This is a genomic window from Bacillus sp. FSL R7-0672 (assembly GCF_038601465.1).
GTDB classification, from domain to species: domain Bacteria; phylum Bacillota; class Bacilli; order Bacillales; family Bacillaceae; genus Bacillus; species Bacillus pumilus.
Genome location: NZ_CP152010.1, coordinates 2271504 through 2288013, shown reverse-complemented (window position 1 = coordinate 2288013; position 16510 = coordinate 2271504). Strand labels below are relative to the sequence as shown.

20 protein-coding genes are annotated in these 16510 nt (G+C 41.3%); 13 read left to right on the top strand and 7 right to left on the bottom strand.

Features of this window, described 5'->3' with window-relative positions; genetic code table 11:
• The first annotated feature begins 30 nt into the window (after positions 1 to 30).
• Both MKY18_RS11545 and MKY18_RS11540 read left to right on the top strand, forming a co-directional pair.
• Positions 31 to 747, top strand: coding sequence for a tRNA (adenine(22)-N(1))-methyltransferase TrmK (locus tag MKY18_RS11545; RefSeq protein WP_065098414.1), 717 nt, complete (start codon positions 31 to 33; stop codon positions 745 to 747).
• A complete protein-coding gene (locus MKY18_RS11540; protein WP_065098413.1) occupies positions 740 to 1861 on the top strand; it encodes a Nif3-like dinuclear metal center hexameric protein in 1122 nt (373 codons plus the stop codon). The genes MKY18_RS11545 and MKY18_RS11540 overlap by 8 nt, the downstream gene beginning before the upstream one ends.
• Before the next feature lie 37 nt (positions 1862 to 1898).
• Here MKY18_RS11540 and MKY18_RS11535 read toward each other — a convergent pair whose 3' ends face one another.
• Together MKY18_RS11535 and vrrA are read right to left on the bottom strand one after the other, a co-directional pair.
• Positions 1899 to 2843, bottom strand: a complete 945-nt coding sequence (locus tag MKY18_RS11535; RefSeq protein ID WP_044139403.1) for a 4-hydroxy-3-methylbut-2-enyl diphosphate reductase — start codon at positions 2841 to 2843, stop codon at positions 1899 to 1901.
• A 158-nt stretch (positions 2844 to 3001) separates the two neighbouring features.
• On the bottom strand, positions 3002 to 3700 hold the full coding sequence (gene vrrA, locus MKY18_RS11530; RefSeq protein WP_065098412.1) for a VrrA/YqfQ family protein: 699 nt from the start codon (positions 3698 to 3700) through the stop codon (positions 3002 to 3004).
• Positions 3701 to 3855: 155 nt separating this feature from the next.
• Between vrrA and MKY18_RS11525 the strand changes: the two genes are divergently transcribed.
• Both MKY18_RS11525 and MKY18_RS11520 read left to right on the top strand, forming a co-directional pair.
• A complete protein-coding gene (locus MKY18_RS11525; RefSeq protein ID WP_065098411.1) occupies positions 3856 to 5175 on the top strand; it encodes a DEAD/DEAH box helicase in 1320 nt (439 codons plus the stop codon).
• A gap of 9 nt (positions 5176 to 5184) precedes the next feature.
• Positions 5185 to 6078: a deoxyribonuclease IV gene (locus MKY18_RS11520; protein ID WP_044139400.1), complete on the top strand. Its 894-nt coding sequence runs from the start codon at positions 5185 to 5187 to the stop codon at positions 6076 to 6078.
• Positions 6079 to 6125: 47 nt separating this feature from the next.
• Here the strand turns inward: MKY18_RS11520 and MKY18_RS11515 are convergent, their stop codons facing one another.
• The gene (locus MKY18_RS11515; RefSeq protein WP_044139399.1) at positions 6126 to 6380 is read right to left on the bottom strand and encodes a DUF2624 domain-containing protein; all 255 of its coding nucleotides are present in this window, start codon (positions 6378 to 6380) and stop codon (positions 6126 to 6128) included.
• 140 nt (positions 6381 to 6520) lie between these two features.
• Here MKY18_RS11515 and MKY18_RS11510 point away from each other — a divergent pair, with 140 nt between their 5' ends.
• The 5 genes from MKY18_RS11510 (at position 6521) to MKY18_RS11490 (ending at position 10638) form a co-directional block, all read left to right on the top strand.
• Positions 6521 to 7402 (top strand): YitT family protein, encoded by an 882-nt coding sequence (locus MKY18_RS11510; RefSeq protein WP_003217308.1) that lies wholly within the window; start codon positions 6521 to 6523, stop codon positions 7400 to 7402.
• 135 nt (positions 7403 to 7537) lie between these two features.
• Positions 7538 to 8314 carry a metal ABC transporter ATP-binding protein gene (locus tag MKY18_RS11505; protein WP_065098409.1) on the top strand — a complete coding sequence of 259 codons (777 nt, stop codon included), beginning with the start codon at positions 7538 to 7540 and terminating at the stop codon, positions 8312 to 8314.
• Positions 8314 to 9174 carry a metal ABC transporter permease gene (locus MKY18_RS11500; RefSeq protein ID WP_003217436.1) on the top strand — a complete coding sequence of 287 codons (861 nt, stop codon included), beginning with the start codon at positions 8314 to 8316 and terminating at the stop codon, positions 9172 to 9174. Before MKY18_RS11505 ends, MKY18_RS11500 begins: the two co-directional genes overlap by 1 nt.
• Entirely contained in the window at positions 9152 to 9580 is a 429-nt protein-coding gene (locus MKY18_RS11495; protein ID WP_003217433.1) for a Fur family transcriptional regulator, read from the top strand. Before MKY18_RS11500 ends, MKY18_RS11495 begins: the two co-directional genes overlap by 23 nt.
• 140 nt (positions 9581 to 9720) lie before the next feature.
• Positions 9721 to 10638, top strand: a complete 918-nt coding sequence (locus MKY18_RS11490) for an ROK family protein (protein ID WP_126741033.1) — start codon at positions 9721 to 9723, stop codon at positions 10636 to 10638.
• A 219-nt stretch (positions 10639 to 10857) separates the two neighbouring features.
• On the opposite strand, the gene MKY18_RS11485 is transcribed toward MKY18_RS11490, so the two are convergent.
• Positions 10858 to 11436 carry a nucleotidase gene (locus MKY18_RS11485; protein WP_044140951.1) on the bottom strand — a complete coding sequence of 193 codons (579 nt, stop codon included), beginning with the start codon at positions 11434 to 11436 and terminating at the stop codon, positions 10858 to 10860.
• A 139-nt stretch (positions 11437 to 11575) separates the two neighbouring features.
• Between MKY18_RS11485 and MKY18_RS11480 the strand changes: the two genes are divergently transcribed.
• The gene (locus tag MKY18_RS11480) at positions 11576 to 11938 is read left to right on the top strand and encodes a DUF308 domain-containing protein (protein ID WP_003217474.1); all 363 of its coding nucleotides are present in this window, start codon (positions 11576 to 11578) and stop codon (positions 11936 to 11938) included.
• A 43-nt stretch (positions 11939 to 11981) separates the two neighbouring features.
• Here MKY18_RS11480 and ispG read toward each other — a convergent pair whose 3' ends face one another.
• The gene (gene ispG / locus MKY18_RS11475) at positions 11982 to 13094 is read right to left on the bottom strand and encodes a flavodoxin-dependent (E)-4-hydroxy-3-methylbut-2-enyl-diphosphate synthase (RefSeq protein ID WP_003217392.1); all 1113 of its coding nucleotides are present in this window, start codon (positions 13092 to 13094) and stop codon (positions 11982 to 11984) included.
• Positions 13095 to 13199: 105 nt separating this feature from the next.
• Entirely contained in the window at positions 13200 to 13502 is a 303-nt protein-coding gene (locus tag MKY18_RS11470; RefSeq protein ID WP_034661318.1) for a hypothetical protein, read from the bottom strand.
• A 190-nt stretch (positions 13503 to 13692) separates the two neighbouring features.
• Here MKY18_RS11470 and MKY18_RS11465 point away from each other — a divergent pair, with 190 nt between their 5' ends.
• A complete protein-coding gene (locus MKY18_RS11465; protein ID WP_065098407.1) occupies positions 13693 to 14238 on the top strand; it encodes a GNAT family protein in 546 nt (181 codons plus the stop codon).
• Between the two features lie 55 nt (positions 14239 to 14293).
• Here MKY18_RS11465 and MKY18_RS11460 read toward each other — a convergent pair whose 3' ends face one another.
• Positions 14294 to 15064 (bottom strand): DUF1189 domain-containing protein, encoded by a 771-nt coding sequence (locus tag MKY18_RS11460; protein WP_003217320.1) that lies wholly within the window; start codon positions 15062 to 15064, stop codon positions 14294 to 14296.
• Positions 15065 to 15207: 143 nt separating this feature from the next.
• Between MKY18_RS11460 and MKY18_RS11455 the strand changes: the two genes are divergently transcribed.
• Both MKY18_RS11455 and sodA read left to right on the top strand, forming a co-directional pair.
• Positions 15208 to 15693: a DUF456 domain-containing protein gene (locus MKY18_RS11455; RefSeq protein WP_003217408.1), complete on the top strand. Its 486-nt coding sequence runs from the start codon at positions 15208 to 15210 to the stop codon at positions 15691 to 15693.
• Between the two features lie 187 nt (positions 15694 to 15880).
• Positions 15881 to 16489 carry a superoxide dismutase SodA gene (sodA, locus tag MKY18_RS11450; protein WP_007501264.1) on the top strand — a complete coding sequence of 203 codons (609 nt, stop codon included), beginning with the start codon at positions 15881 to 15883 and terminating at the stop codon, positions 16487 to 16489.
• The last annotated feature ends 21 nt before the right edge of the window (positions 16490 to 16510 follow it).

Below are 16510 nucleotides of genomic sequence, written 5' to 3'. Positions count from 1 at the left end.
AATGAACATAAAAGAAAAGTAGTGATACGTATGAATGAAATGAATTTATCAAAACGATTAAAAAGAGTCGCAGACTTTTTACCACATGAGGCTGTCTTTGCTGATATCGGCTCAGATCATGCCTATTTGCCGTGCTATGCGATCCTGCATCAAAAAGCAGTAAAAGCAATTGCTGGTGAAATTACAGAAGGACCGCTTCAATCAGCGAAGCAGCAAGTACATAGACTTGAATTAGATGACAAGATTTCGGTCAGAAAAGGAAATGGTCTTGAAGCCATTGAAAAGGGCGAAGTGAATGCTGTAACGATTGCAGGTATGGGCGGAGCACTCATCGCAAGCATTTTAAATGACGGCAAGCATAAGCTCACAGGCCATGAAAGGCTTATTCTTCAGCCAAATATCCATGCTCACCACATTCGTTTATGGCTCTATCAAGAGGGGTATGAATTGATGGATGAAGTCATTTTAGAAGAGGATGGCAAAATATACGAAATTATGATCGCCGAAAAAGGCGACAAAGATAAAGCCTATGAAGGGATGTCAATTGAAACAGGCATGCTAGTTGGTCCGTTTCTTGCGAAAGAGCAAAATGATGTCTTCCGGCGCAAGTGGATGCAAGAACTTCAGCATATGGAGAAGATAGAAAGTCAAATCCAGCAGGCAGCGCGAACAGAAGAGAACAAGGATCGCCTTGAAGAGCTGCATGTAAAAATAAAGATTCTAAAGGAGGTTTTGACTGTTGGCTAAAACAGTAAACGGACATGAAATCATCCAATTATTTGAACAATTTTCACCAAAGGCATATGCCATAGAAGGTGACAAAATCGGTCTCCAAATTGGGACGTTAAATAAAAAGGTAAACAATGTCATGATCACCTTAGATGTACTAGAGAATGTGGTAGATGAGGCGATCGGAAAAAATGTGGATCTCATTATTGCTCACCATCCGCCAATTTTCCGTCCGTTAAAACATGTGGCGACAGATCAGCCAGCTGGACGGATCATTGAGAAATGCATCAAACATGATATTGCAGTATATGTGGCACATACGAATTTAGATGTGGCTGATGGAGGAGTTAATGACTTGCTTGCGGAGGCTTTAGAGCTTGAAGAAACAAGAGTGTTAGTCCCGACATATGAAGATCAAATCAAACAGCTTGCCCTCTATGTCCCGCAGGAATTTGAGGAAGCCATCCGTACAGCTTTAGGAAATGCGGGCGCCGGCCATATTGGCAACTACAGCCATTGCGTGTTTTCAAATGAAGGGACAGGCAGCTTTTTGCCATCAGAAGATGCGGACCCGTTCATTGGTAAGACCGGTCAATTGGAATTTGTTAAAGAAGTACGGATTGAAACCATTTTTCCGGCAAGTATTGAAAAACAAGTGATTCGTGAAATGATCAAAGCACATCCTTATGAAGAAGTCGCTTATAGTGTACACACGACAGACCTTCCTCCTATTCAAAAAGGGCTTGGCCGTATAGGGGAGCTAAGAGAGCCTATGACCCTTGGGGACTTCGCGCGATTTGTGAAGACGAAGCTGGATGTAAATGGTGCTCGCTTTGTAGGTGATCAGGACGCTGTTGTGAAAAAAGTAGCTGTGCTTGGCGGAGACGGAAATAAATACATTCACCAAGCAAAAAGAATGGGTGCTGATGTGTATGTGACAGGGGATCTTTATTTCCATGTCGCCCATGATGCTATGATGCTCGGGCTGAACGTAGTGGACCCAGGGCATTATGCAGAAAAAATTATGAAAGAGGGCGTAAAGGCGAAGCTTCAATCGTTATGTTCAGAGAAAAAGTATGATGTACAGCTCTTTGTTTCTGAATCAAACACAAATCCATTTCAATTTATGTAAACAAAAAACGTCAGAGCATAGAAGCTCTGACGTTTTTTTATTTCTTTGTTTTCACGCGTGGTAGTATTTTCGAAAGAGGAACCGATCGTTCAATTTTCCAAGTTGATTCATCATCCGGCTCGTAGTTTTCTAAGAAACGGATCACTTCTTTTGTAATAGGGGTTGGTGTAGAAGCGCCAGCAGTAATGGCAACGGTATTTACGCCTTGCAGCCACTCCAGCTTGAGCTCACTTAGGTCACCAATACGGTAAGCCTGCGTTCCAGCAATCTCCATTGACACTTGTGCCAGACGATTGGAGTTATTACTTTTTGGATCGCCGACAACAATGGTAAGATCGGCTTGACCAGCTTGCTGAGATACAGCTTCCTGACGTACTTGTGTCGCAAGACAAATTTCTTGGTGGTACTCGACGTGAGGATATTTCTCTTTTATGAGCTCCATCAGATCGTGGACATCCCACTGAGACATCGTCGTCTGATTGGTGATAAGCAATTTATCTGATGTTAAATCGAGCGCCTCAATGTCCGCTTCTGATTCGACAAGATGCACCTTGTCAGGGGCTACTCCGACAGCTCCCTCTGGCTCAGGATGACCTTTTTTTCCGATATAAATAATGTCATACCCAACGGCTGTTTTCTCTGAAATGAGTTCATGTGTTTTCGTTACATCGGGACAGGTTGCATCAATGGCGACAAGACCTTTTTCTTCTGCAATTTGACGAACCTCAGGTGAAACGCCGTGAGCAGTGAAAATAACTGTTCCGCTTTCAACCTGCTTTAAAATGTCTAAGCGGTTTGGTCCGTCCAGTGTGTAGATCCCATCTTCTTCGAAGGCATCTGTCACGTGCTTGTTGTGCACAATCATACCTAATATATAAATTGGGCGTGGCAAGTTTTTATCAAGTGCGGCATTTTTAGCAATGACCATTGCATCTACAACGCCATAGCAATAGCCACGCGGCGAAATTTTAATTACATTCATTTATTCGTCCTCCTGTAGGGAAGTGCTGCTAGAGAAGAACAATATAAAAAGCCGTGAAAAAACGGCTTTTTATCATTCTCTAGCTTCCATTATAGCCAAAGTAAGCGTATATATCAAAGATTGTTATACGCAGGGGACACTTCGCCGTTAAAAGATCACTAGACATATAGTTTTGGAACAGAGCTGCCAGGTCTTTTTTTCGGTTTTGCTTCAGGAGCAGGTGATGTGTGAGGAGCTGCTTTTTTGACGAGGATGTCCTCTGGTTCTTCGTTTTCTTCTATTTCATCATCTCCTGATGCAACTTCTTTTTGCACTTCTGTTTCCTCGCCAATTTCTTTAGGTTCTTCATCTGTACTTGTTTCATCATCATCTGCACTGCCAAGCTGGCTGTACAGCTTAATCATCGCAGGCAAATTTCTGACTAAAGGACCGTATTGCTGAATCATTGGCGTAAATTGCTGCGCCATTCCGAGCACCTTTTGAACATTTCCCAACATGCTTGAAAGGGTTGCAGGATTTGCAAAGCTCTGGATTCCTTGTAATCCCGCACCACCTCCAGAAACCCCTGCTCCCCCTGCGCCAGGAAGAAATTTAGCGAGCATGCCTTTCATTCCTGCTCCACCGCCTAGTGCACGGCTTTCGCCTCCTGGAATTCCGCCCATTCCACGTACACCGCCTCCCTGTACAGACGGGGAGCGAGGCATCATTTGCTGAAATTGATTGCCTTGCCCTTGAAAAGGCTGTTCGATAGGAGCCTGCTGCCTCCTTTGAAAAATTCCGGGCTGTCCGCCATTTCCAAGATGCCGGCGTGAGGGACGGTGCGGCTGAAAATCGCCCATAGGCCTTTGCCCTAACATACTTGTACCTCCCTTACTGCATTCTCTTTCTCTTCATAGGTTATGCAAGGAAGCATCAATTGGTTTCCTGTAAGAAAAGCGGACATGGTTTTTTTGCTGAAAATCAGCTATAATGAGGAGATGAGCAAAAAGGCATTGCCTTAAGGAGTGAAAACATGAACGAAACAAAATTTACGACATATGAATTAAAGTCTTTTATTATAGATGCTATTCATGAACTGGGCTTTTATGAGCCAACTGATATTCAAAAAAGAATCATCCCTGCTGTGTTAAAAGGAGAAAGCGTGATTGGTCAATCACAAACAGGAACAGGAAAAACCCACGCGTACTTATTGCCGCTTATTCATTCAATTGATCCAAGCAAAGAGCAAGTACAAGTTGTGATTACTGCACCTACAAGAGAATTAGCCAATCAAATTTTCAAAGAAGCCCAAACAATCTTAAAGAAGGCCTCTCCAGAAGAAGAGATTAAAGCAAAGCTTTACATTGGTGGAACGGACAAGCAGAAATCCATTCAAAAGCTAAAAAACCAGCCGCATTTGGTTGTCGGCACACCTGGACGTATTGCTGACCTCATTCATGAGCAGGCGCTGAACGTTTACAAAGCGACATCTCTTGTCATTGATGAAGCGGATTTAATGCTGGATATGGGATTTTTAGAAGATGTGGACCGTATTGGTTCACAAATGCCAGAACAGCTGCAAATGCTTGTGTTCTCAGCAACGATTCCAGAAAAACTAAAGCCGTTCCTGAAAAAATATATGGACAATCCTAAATATGCCCATGTTGAACCAAAACGAATTACAGCTGAAAACATTCAGCATATTTTAGTCCCATCTAAACAGCGTGACAAGCTAAAATTGCTTCATGAAATGGTGACGAATGTACAGCCTTATTTAGGTATCATTTTTGCCAATACAAAAACAACCGTCGATGAAATCGCATCATTCCTACAAGAAAAAGGAATGAAAGTTGGAGTGCTTCATGGCGGATTAACGCCGCGCGAACGTAAAAAAGTGATGAAACAAATTGATGATTTAGAGTTCACTTATATTGTGGCATCTGATCTTGCAGCCCGCGGAATTGATATTAAAGGCGTCAGCCATGTGATCAACTATGAACTTCCATCTGATCTTGATTTTTATGTTCACCGTGTTGGTAGAACAGCTCGAGCTGGTTCATCTGGAATTGCGATGACTATTTATGAGCTTGCTGATGAGGATGCACTCATTCAAATCGAGAAAATGGGCGTTGTGTTTGAAAACAAAACCATTGTTCATGGCGAATGGCGAGATGCAGATGACCGCTTGAAGCGTCAAAGACGTAAAAAAGCACCTAATGAAATTGAGGAAAAAGCAAAGCGTCTTGTGAGAAAACCGAAAGCCGTCAAACCTGGATATAAAAAGAAAATGACACGTGAGATGGACAAAATCAAAAGACAGGAACGTAGAAAGTCAAAGCGTAATGGAAAGTAGGGGGAAACATTGTTGAAGATTGGTTCACATGTATCCATGAGCGGAAAACATATGCTTCTTGCAGCGAGTCAAGAAGCTGCCTCTTATGGTTCGAATACGTTTATGATTTATACTGGTGCACCGCAAAATACGCGCCGTAAAAAAATTGAAGATCTCAATATTGAAGCTGGACAAGCGCATATGAAAGAGCATGGTATGACAGATATCGTCGTACATGCACCGTATATTATTAATATTGGGAACACCGTCAATCCAGCGACGTTTGAGCTTGGTGTGGACTTCCTTCGCTCTGAGATTGAACGTACAGAAGCGCTAGGTGCGAGGCAGATTGTTCTCCACCCAGGTGCACATGTCGGAGCAGGACCAGAAGCAGGAATCCAAAAAATCATCGAAGGTTTAAACGAAGTCATCGTAAAAGGGCAAAAGGTTCAAATTGCACTTGAAACAATGGCTGGCAAAGGATCAGAGTGCGGAAGAAGCTTTGAAGAGCTTGCCCAAATTATCGACGGAGTGACACATAACGAAGCACTTTCTGTCTGCTTTGATACGTGTCACACACACGATGCTGGTTATCCGATTGTGACTGACTTTGATGGGGTGTTAGAAGAATTTGATCGAATCGTCGGTATTGACCGAATCAAGGTTCTTCATATTAATGACAGTAAAAACGTACAAGGCGCAAGAAAAGACCGACATGAAAATATCGGCTTTGGTGAAATTGGCTTCGATGCACTGAACAATATTGTGCATCATCCGCAGCTTCAAGATGTGCCCAAAATCTTAGAAACGCCTTATGTAGGTGAAGATAAAAAGAACAAAAAGCCACCTTACAAATTCGAAATTGCGATGCTAAAAGAAAAGCAATTTGACGAAGGCTTACTAGATAAAATTAAAGATCAGTAAAAAGCATACAACATCATGAGGTGCCGCTAAATGCGGCCCTTTTTTGCTTAACTTGTAAACTGATTAAACAGATCATTGACAGTCTGAGCTGTCTGTTTAGATGTAATCGCTTCTACTTGCTTAAGAAGCCGGCTACGCTCTGCATCATTAAAAATATTGACGTTTTTCCCATTCATGAGTTTGGCCACCTCAGCAGCTTGATTTGACGTTAAACTGACACCATACTGCTTCGCATACCTTAACAGATCATTTGCTGTGATCTGATTGAGCCGTTGCAGGACAATTTTTTGAATTAAAATCAATTCCATTCCTCCCCTCTGTAACAATGTATGGGCGAAAACGGAAAATGTGCAAAAAATTTTATTTTACCCTGTGAAATGATAAAATAGTAAAGTGAATAAAATGTTCATTGAAAATTTAAGATGTGTAGAGGGGAGACCGTATGGCAAATAGTAAACAGCATAGAAAGGAATCAGTGCCTCATTTTATATTTAGAATTTTCCTAATTCTGGTAGGGGCTACATGCGCAGCAGTCAGCATTGAATTATTTTTAGTGCCAAACAATATTATCGATGGAGGCATCATCGGCATTTCGCTTATTTTGGATTATCTCTTTACAGATAACCCATTCATCAATTTTGCGACGATTGTTGTCATTTTGAATATTCCATTTATGATATCAGGATACAAACATATTGGGAAAACCTTTCTGGTTTCCACAGTAATTGGGATTGTCAGCTTAGCCGTGATTGAATCTTCACTTCATCATGTAGAGGCATTTACAAATCAGCCGATCTTAGCCACTGTATTTGGCGGGCTATTACTTGGTTTTGGTGTTGGACTTGTCATTCGTAATGGAGGTTCAATGGATGGAACAGAGATCTTAGGCATTCTGCTAACGAAAAAAATTCCATTCTCCGTCGGTGAGTTTGTCATGATCGTCAATGTGTTCATTTTTATTTGGGCAGGCTTTGTCTTCGGACCAGAGCAGGCTATGTATTCTGTTATGACATATTATTTGGCAATGAAAACAATTGATGCTGTCATTCAAGGGCTTGATGAAACAAAAGCTGTCATTATCGTGTCAGATTATTATGATGAGATTTCAGATGCGATTCTTCATCGACTTGGCAGGGGAACGACAAAGCTGAGAGGGAAAGGCGGTTATACAGATGAAGAAAAAGATGTCATCTACGCCGTTGTCACAAGACTTGAAATCACAAAGCTAAAATCCATTGTATTTGAAATTGATAGTCAAGCATTTATTACGATTATGGATACGCATGAAACAAAAGGCGGTAAGTTCAAAACAGCCATTCATTAGCTTTTATTTTACTTTTTAATCTTTCTTTTATATAATGAAATGTATGTATGGACAGAGAAAATGGCAAAAGCCATTTTCTTTTTGTTGTATAAATCGTAATCATTCTTTTTATATTGATTAAAGGTGGAAAGATTCATGGCAAAGCCAATTATTGAAATGAAGGACATTTCGTACTCGTATGGACAGCGAAATGTCATAGATCACATTTATTTAACAGTAGAGGAAGGGAACTTTCTAGCACTTGTTGGACCGAATGGATCTGGTAAAACAACCTTATTAAAATGCCTGCTTGGGCTCATTAAACCACAGCAAGGTGAATTAAAACTATTTGGCACGCCTGCTTCAAAATTTAGAGACTGGGATCAAATTGGATTTGTTTCTCAAAAGGCGAATAGTTTTAATACAGGTTTCCCTGCTTCTGTTTACGAGGTCGTCGCAAGTGGATTGACGGCGAAAATAGGTTTATTCAAACGAATGAGCAAGCAGGACAAGTGGCAAGTTGAGGATGCCATTCGCTCAGTTGGGATACAAGATTTAAAGCACCAAAACATCGGGGAACTTTCAGGTGGTCAGCAGCAGCGTACCTTTATTGCCCGTGCGCTCGTCAGTCAGCCAAAGCTGCTTATTTTAGATGAACCAACGGTTGGGGTAGACCAGCGGACAGTTGAGGGCTTTTATCGGCTGCTCGAAACATTGAACAAAGAAAAAGGAATGTCTTTAATTCTCGTCACACACGACGTTGGCACCGTTTCTGATAAAGTCACCCATGTGGCTTGTTTAAATCAGACACTTCATTTCCACGGAGATGCAGCAACGTTTGATTCAATGGATGATCAGGCGTTATCTCAATTTTACGGACATGACATTCAAGTGATTCATCACGATCATCACCATCATGGGGGACATGAATAATGCTATTTCCATTTTTTCATTATGAATTTTTACAAAATGCGTTTATCGCAGGAATGCTGATCGGTTTTATTGCGCCCTTGCTTGGTGTATTTATCGTCGTGAGAAGGCTCTCGCTGATTGCAGATGCCCTCAGTCACGTATCACTTGCGGGTATTGCAGCAAGTTTATTCCTTGATAAAAAGTTTGGCCTTTTGACAGGGGTGAGCCCGCTGTACTTAGGGATGGCGTTTTCTGTTGCCGGTTCGTTATTTATTGAACGCCTGCGTTCCGTGTATAAGCATTATCAGGAACTTGCGATACCTATTATTTTATCAGGCGGTATCGGGATTTCCGTCATCTTCATTTCACTAGCGAATGGCTTTAATACAGATTTGTTTAGTTATTTGTTCGGAAGTGTCAGTGCGGTGTCGAGATTAGATCTTTGGATTGTTGTTGGGATCTCACTCGTTGTTGTGTTAGTTGTCGTGCTTTTATATAAAGAATTATTTTTACTTTCTTTTGATGAAGAGCATGCAAAGGCTTCTGGTATTTCAGCGAAATGGATTCATTTTATTTTTATCTTAGTTGTCGCACTTGTCATTGCGGCATCGATGCGTATCGTAGGTACACTACTTGTCTCTGCGCTCATGACACTTCCTGTTGCGGCAAGTATCCGCATTGCCAAAGGGTTCAAACAGGCAATCTTCCTTTCGATCTTGTTCGGTGAATTGTCTGTATTGGCGGGATTGATCTTAAGCTATTATCTAGATTTAGCGCCAGGCGGAACCATTGTGATGCTGTCCATTTTGATTTTAATCGGATGTATTTTTATTGGAAAATTCAAAAGGGGGAATCATCATGAACGTACAAGAAGCGCTTGATTTATTAAAGGAAAAAGGCTACAAGTATACAAGCAAACGTGAAGACATGCTTCAACTTTTTTCTGATTCTGATAAATATTTGACTGCTAAAAATGTGCTGACGGCACTAAGTGAAGACTACCCGGGTCTTAGCTTTGATACGATTTATCGAAACCTGTCGCTATATGAAGACTTAGGTATATTAGAAACAACGGAATTGTCAGGGGAGAAGCTTTTTCGTTTTAAATGCTCTTTTTCTCATCACCACCATCATTTTATTTGTCTGACATGCGGTAAAACAAAGGAGATCGATGCCTGCCCTATGGACAAGTTAGACGCCGATCTAGAGGATTATCACATTAGCGGACATAAATTCGAAATATACGGAACGTGTCCTTCCTGCGAACCGAAGGAAGTTCACTCATAGACTCATAAAAAAGCCAGCCGCAGAGCTGGCTTTTTCTTTTGTCTTTTTGAAAACGTTTTACAAAGGGCGGCTGTTTCATTAAAATGAGAACAAGGTACTGAAGCAATTTGCGTCTTTTGGAGTAAAGGGAGGGGTCAAAAGTGGCTTATTATGTCGTGTTCGATGTAGGCGGGACGAGAACAAAACATGGATTAATGGATCAGGATGGGGAGATTGTCACGAGCGGTGACTATGAAACGAACTGCCGGCAGCTTGAACCGTTTTTAGAAGCGATGGCGGATGTGGTCAAGCAATATCAGAGAACGTCGGATGTTAGCGGAATCGCGATTAGTCTTCCAGGCTTTGTGGACAGTGAAACAGGTTATACAGAATTTGCAGGTGCCATCATCGCCTTAAATGGTCAAAATATAAAAACACTTTTAGAAGCGAAAACATTTCTTCGTGTTGAAGTCGAAAATGATGCGAACTGTGCAGCTCTTGCAGAAAAATATAGTGGCCATGCGAAAGAGTGTGACAGCTTTATTTGTATGACGCTTGGCACAGGTGTTGGCGGTGGTATTTTCGCTGGCGGTCAGCTTGTGCGAGGGGCTTCCTTTCGCGGCGGTGAATTTGGCATGATGCTGACAGAGACAGAAAATGGACAATTTACAACACTTAACAGCAGTGCTTCAACGGCTGGTTTAATTCGCAGCTATAAAGAAAAGCAAGGAATTCCGCAAAGTACTCAAATAGACGGTCAAGACATTTTTGAAAAGGCAAAGCATGATCCGTCCATTGAAAAGCTAGTGGATCAGTGGTACAAGCGAATCGCCATTGGCATTTACAATGTAGCAACTGTCCTTAATCCAGAGAAAATTCTCATTGGCGGCGGCGTAAGTGCAAGACAGGATTTGCTGTCAAACATTGAGAAACATTTACATACACTGCATGCGTGGAAGAACATTCAGGTGAAGCTGGAAACGTGCTACTACTTGAATCAGGCAGGCATGAAGGGAGCACTGTACCATTTTCTCATGAAAGAAGGTCAGCTTGTTCCATCCAAAAAGCCGATGCATTAAGCGTATCGGTTTCAGCATGTAGACAAACCCTCGCACTCGCCCGCAGTCCTGCGCTCTGGTGCTCACGAATGTCAAATTCGCTCCGCAAAAATAGCCGTCCTTCCTAGACTTCAAAGGTTTTCTATCACACTGAAAAGAAGACAAAGGGCTAAAATAAAGATCATTTTAGCCCTTTGTCAATAATCTGAGCCGATACATTTGAGTATCGGCTTTTCTACATTAATAAGCAGTTTCCAAACGCTGCTCGTATTGTTTGATCCATTGAGATGCTTCCTGCCAGTTGTTGACGCGTATAATCCTGTCATCAATGGGCATTTGATTATATGGGGAGTTAAAAAGAATAACCGGGATGTCAGCCTCTTTTGCAATCATTGTGGCATTCCCATGATGATCCTCGAAGAACACATCAATTTTGTGCTTTTGAACAGCTTCGAGCTTGTGATGACCGCCAACCAGCTCAATGTCATCATAGTGCACGTGATGTTTGTGAAACCACTCGTAGGTGATATCCGCATGATGCTGCCTTCTCGCTGTAATATAGATTAGCCTGTGTTGATGTTTCATTTGATCAAGAATCTCTTTTGCGTCCTTAGCAGGCTTTGCCTGTTTATATATAATAGGCTCATGCTGATTCATCCAGCCCCAAAACTCTTCTTGAGAAATATTTAAAAGCTTCGTCAAATCATATTCTGTCATATCATCTAGTGTCATGGCACGTTGGAACGACTCATTTAAATAGGGAACAAAGGTGTCCTGCGCCGTCACTGTGCCATCTATATCAATTCCTAAACGTAACATGCCCACACTCCTCATTTTTATACTCTTAAAGTGTAACATAATCAATTCACAATTCCAGCAAGTTTTAGCAAACATGAAACAGACATTTTTGCTCATACTAAAAAAGCTCCTTTCTATTAACCAAAAGGGGGAATTGATCATGGAAAGAGACGAAGATTTCAGAAGAAATGATCGTGAAATCGACACACACTTTAGTAATGATGATGGCTATCTAGAGGAAACAGCTGCTGAAATTGCAGAGCCATATCAGGCTTCAAGAGATCGAGTAGACAGACGAGAACGTGACCAAGTAGGTGACGATTCAGGCAGTAAGGGGATAGGCTATACAGCACTCGCGATTGCGATTATCTCGTTATTTGTCTTGCCGGTGCTATTAGGAGTAGCGGCAATCGTCGTTGGTTATATTGCAAGAAGAAAAGGAGCACATGCGCTTGGCGCATGGTCAATCGGGATCGGAATTGTTTCCGTCATCCTTGGCATATTTATCACCCCGTTCTTTTAACAAGAACAGAAAAACGCCTGACAGTGACGTCAGGCGTTTTTTGTTATGCGTTGGCTTTTGCTTTTTCAGCTTCCATTTTTGCATAATGCTCTTCAGCAATTTTATCGATTTCTTTTTTCAGTTCTTCGACCATTGTTTCTTCTGGCACTTTACGAACAATTTCACCTTTGCGGAACAATAGGCCTTCGCCTCTAGCTCCGGCAATTCCGATATCAGCTTCACGCGCTTCACCTGGACCGTTTACAGCACAGCCAAGAACAGCTACTTTAATCGGTGCTTTAATCGTGGAGATATATTCTTCGACTTCATTTGCAATGCTAATGAGGTCAATTTCAATTCGTCCACAAGTTGGGCAAGAGATCAGTGTGGCTGCATTTGCTGCAAGACCAAATGATTTCAACAGTTCACGTGCTACTTTTACTTCCTCAACTGGATCAGCACTTAAGGAAATGCGGAGTGTATTCCCAATCCCCATATTCAAGATAGCGCCGAGACCAGCTGCACTTTTAACCGTACCTGCAAATAATGTACCTGATTCTGTAATTCCAAGGTGAAGAGGGTAGTCAAATGCTTTTGCTGCTTTTTCGTACGCCTCAATAGCTAGGTTTACATCAGATGCTTTCATGCTGACGATGATATCATGAAAATCTAGATCTTCTAGAATTTTAATGTGGTGCAGTGCACTTTCGACCATACCATCTGCTGTTGGGTAGCCGTATTTATCAAGAATTTTTTTCTCTAATGAACCAGCGTTTACCCCAATACGGATTGGAATGCCTTTTTCTTTTGCTGCTTTTACAACCGCTTCGACTTTTTCTCGTCTTCCGATGTTTCCTGGGTTGATTCGAATTTTGTCTGCACCTGCTTCAATCGCTTTCAGTGCAAGCTTGTAGTCAAAATGAATATCGACAACAAGCGGGATGTTGATTTGTTTTTTTATGTCTGCAATCGCATTTGCTGCACGCTCGTCTGGGCATGCGACACGAACGATTTGACAGCCTGCTTCTTCAAGACGCTTAATTTCAGCTACTGTCGCTTCGACATCATGTGTTTTGGTTGTTGCCATACTTTGAATGACAACCTCATTATTTCCACCTATAGTTAAAGGTCCCACTTTGACGGGACGCGTTTTAGTACGATGTGTGACTTCACTCACTTGTCAATCGCTCCTTAGTGTACAAGCAATCATTTGCCATGTACGTCTTGTTTTACAGTTCATATTGTAACAGTCTCTCTGTATGAATGACAAGGAATTAACGTTTTATCTCTTATATACCGGAAACTTATATGTGCTGCCTGCCCGAATTTCGTTTGCTTTGACGCCTTGATTCAGCTCTTCAAAATCCTCAATGACTTCATCAAGTGGCTTGCTTGTATGGACGATAGAGACGACAGTTTCACCTTGTTTCACTGTGACCTTCTTATATGCTTTTTTCTCAGGTGTTTGAAAGGCATTTGCAGGGACAGCTGGACCTTCTTCAACGGGAATGGTGCCATTTTTTAAATCAAAAAAGATAATAAAGAGGACAAACAAACTGATTAGCAAAAAAATAATACGCCGCATTTCACTCACCGCTTTTAAGAGTTTACTTCAGTCTATGCATGTCCCGAAATGATAGAACCAACATGAGGAGAAAAGCTGGAAAGGGAGGTTCTAGTTAGTTCTAGTGAGTCTTGTATTGAATTTACGCTCGGTGGTGCTTTTTCAAGCTTCTATCACGATTATGATAAAATAAAAGCAGGGGGGAGAGTTTATGAAGAAAATAAGTCAGCATATATATGTGAGAACGCTAACAGAAAATGATGCACAATCACTACTCGCACTTGAACTTGAGAATCGCTCATATTTTCAGCAATTTACACCTTTGGTCAAAGATGATTTTTTCACGATATCTCGTCAAATTGAACGAATTCAGCGCAGTGTGGAAAGATGCGCACGGGATGAAGCCTACATGCACGGTATTTTCTTAAATGAAACAGATGCCTTAATTGGGACAATCTCATTAAGTTCTGTCGTAAGAGGTCCGGTAGAAGGAGCTTGGCTAGGGTATGTACTTGATGAAAAGCATGGCGGGAAAGGGTATATGACAGAGGCCATTCGTTTAATCATCGATTATGCCTTTGATGAGCTGCACCTGCATCGTATTGAAGCTGGAGTAAAGCCGAGTAATATAGGCTCCATTCGTGTGCTTGAAAAGACAGGTTTTGAAAATGAGGGACTCAATCGTAAAAAAGTGAAGATTAATGGCGTGTGGGAAGATCATTATTTGTTTGCGATCATTCATCCGGATGAATCATAGAGCACGCACATACATAAAAAGCTCCTCCAAGTTGGGGGAGCTTTCATATACTAAATTAATTTTTGACAAGTGGTTTATGTTTAGCGGGTATTTCCTTTACGACAAGGTATAAGAAGATAAAGTTAATGACCCAATTTAATAAAAATGAATTCGCAACAGGCGTGTTTAATGCACTCATGATGGCGAAAAAGACTGTTGTTAATGTGAGTGAGTAAGCAGAGAGCTTCCATAGCATTTGGAAGGACAGCTCTTTTTGCTGCATGCGTTTAATAAATGTACCAAGCATCGCAAGGAAAGTTGCGCTAATGAACATGAGAGCTGCAGTTGATAGATATAGCAGCACACAGATGACTGGGATAATAATCGCTTGATTCTGATTTGTAACGCGGGCGAGTTCGTCTTTTGTCAGCGTCCCACCAAGCAGCTGATACGGGATATCTGTCATTTGACCATCAATGGCAATCACAGCTTTTTCTTTTAATAATGCGATGGCTGTTTGCTTTGATTCAAGCTCACTTGCTTTTATTTTTTCAGCAGGATCAAAAATGATCGTAATGCCGTTTTCTTCTTTTTCTATCGGTTCACTTTGATCCGCTTGAAGCTTTCCTTTTTCGATTGAGAAATCAGGTAAATCTTTTTTGATCACATGCTGAAATCCTGACATCGCATTCGAGATCTCTTGACTCATATGATAACCCTGAGGAACTGCTGCGATGATCGAAAGGATAAAAATGAATAAAATCGCTTTGCCAATCCCTGTAAACCGTGCTTTAGCAATATCTTTTGGTGAATAAATGCCTTTTAACAATAGTTTAAATACGTTCAATCAATTCACTTCCTACATTCTTTTCTATTTCTCATATTGTATCAATGTCTATCTAACAAGTACAAGTATGGCCTTCATTGCTGGTTAAGATAGTGTGAATGAGGCATAATGTATACAGCAAATAAAAAGGAGGCGGCTGTGACTTGGACGTGCTGTATTGGATTCTGATCATTTGTGCATTTATCATTGCATTTGTTGGACTTGTTTATCCTATTATCCCTAGCGTGGTTTTTATGGTTCTCGGATTTATTCTATATGGTTTCTTTTTCAGCTTCGAGCCGCTGACACTGACGTTTTGGCTCATTCAAGCCGTATTTACCGCAGTATTATTTGCGGCAGATTATGTCTCAAACCTGATTGGGGTCAAGCGTTTTGGCGGCAGCCGTGCAGCTATTTGGGGAAGCACCATTGGGTTATTAGTCGGTCCTTTTGTGATTCCGATTGCAGGAATTATCATTGGTCCATTTATCGGAAGTGTTATAGCAGAGCTCCTTGTTCATCAAAAAGATGTGAAGACAAGTGTGAAAGTAGGATTAGGCTCGTTAATCGGATTCATATCAGGTGTATTTGCCAAAGGATTGATTCAAGCGCTGATGCTGGGCATCTTTTTATTTTATGTCCTTCGATAAATAGAAAAAGGGCGTTTAAAACTTTTTCTAAAGGGCTAAATACAAAATAAACACTGAAATGTTTCAGATCATGAGCAATAACATTGAAACAAGCCAATTCTTTTGATACTCTTTGAGTAGGGTGAATTGCTTGCTTACGACCTAAGGAAGCATTTCAGTACATACATTTCTAAGGAGGAATTTAACCATGGCTTTTAAACTTCCAGAATTACCATATGCTTACGATGCATTAGAACCACATATCGACAAGGAAACAATGACGATTCACCACACAAAACATCACAACACATACGTAACAAACTTAAACAAAGCAATCGAGGGTGTATCAGCTCTTGAAGATCAATCAATCGAAGAGCTAGTGGCTAACCTAAACTCTGTACCAGAAAACATCCGTACAGCTGTACGTAACAATGGCGGAGGACATGCTAACCACTCATTATTCTGGACGCTTCTTTCACCAAACGGTGGCGGCGCACCAACTGGTGAACTTGCAGATGCAATCGAAAAAGAATTAGGCGGATTTGAAAAATTCAAATCTGATTTCGCTGCAGCAGCTGCAGGACGCTTTGGTTCTGGTTGGGCATGGCTTGTTGTGAACAATGGCAAACTTGAAATCACAAGCACGCCAAACCAAGATTCTCCTTTAACTGAAGGAAAAACACCAATTCTAGGACTTGACGTTTGGGAGCATGCTTACTACCTAAACTACCAAAACCGTCGTCCTGATTACATTTCAGCTTTCTGGAATGTTGTGAACTGGGATGAAGTGGCTCGCCTTTACAGCGAAGCTAAATAAATTATTTGATTTGAAAAGACC

Bases quoted from the DNA above. Each gene is read 5' to 3' on its own strand.
- MKY18_RS11545 (WP_065098414.1), top strand. From the start codon at position 31: ATGAATGAAATGAATTTATCAAAACGATTAAAAAGAGTCGCAGACTTT.
- MKY18_RS11535 (WP_044139403.1), bottom strand. From the start codon at position 2,843: ATGAATGTAATTAAAATTTCGCCGCGTGGCTATTGCTATGGCGTTGTA.
- vrrA (WP_065098412.1), bottom strand. From the start codon at position 3,700: ATGTTAGGGCAAAGGCCTATGGGCGATTTTCAGCCGCACCGTCCCTCA.
- MKY18_RS11525 (WP_065098411.1), top strand. From the start codon at position 3,856: ATGAACGAAACAAAATTTACGACATATGAATTAAAGTCTTTTATTATA.
- MKY18_RS11510 (WP_003217308.1), top strand. From the start codon at position 6,521: ATGGCAAATAGTAAACAGCATAGAAAGGAATCAGTGCCTCATTTTATA.
- MKY18_RS11505 (WP_065098409.1), top strand. From the start codon at position 7,538: ATGGCAAAGCCAATTATTGAAATGAAGGACATTTCGTACTCGTATGGA.
- MKY18_RS11500 (WP_003217436.1), top strand. From the start codon at position 8,314: ATGCTATTTCCATTTTTTCATTATGAATTTTTACAAAATGCGTTTATC.
- MKY18_RS11495 (WP_003217433.1), top strand. From the start codon at position 9,152: ATGAACGTACAAGAAGCGCTTGATTTATTAAAGGAAAAAGGCTACAAG.
- MKY18_RS11485 (WP_044140951.1), bottom strand. From the start codon at position 11,436: ATGTTACGTTTAGGAATTGATATAGATGGCACAGTGACGGCGCAGGAC.
- MKY18_RS11480 (WP_003217474.1), top strand. From the start codon at position 11,576: ATGGAAAGAGACGAAGATTTCAGAAGAAATGATCGTGAAATCGACACA.
- MKY18_RS11470 (WP_034661318.1), bottom strand. From the start codon at position 13,502: ATGCGGCGTATTATTTTTTTGCTAATCAGTTTGTTTGTCCTCTTTATT.
- MKY18_RS11465 (WP_065098407.1), top strand. From the start codon at position 13,693: ATGAAGAAAATAAGTCAGCATATATATGTGAGAACGCTAACAGAAAAT.
- sodA (WP_007501264.1), top strand. From the start codon at position 15,881: ATGGCTTTTAAACTTCCAGAATTACCATATGCTTACGATGCATTAGAA.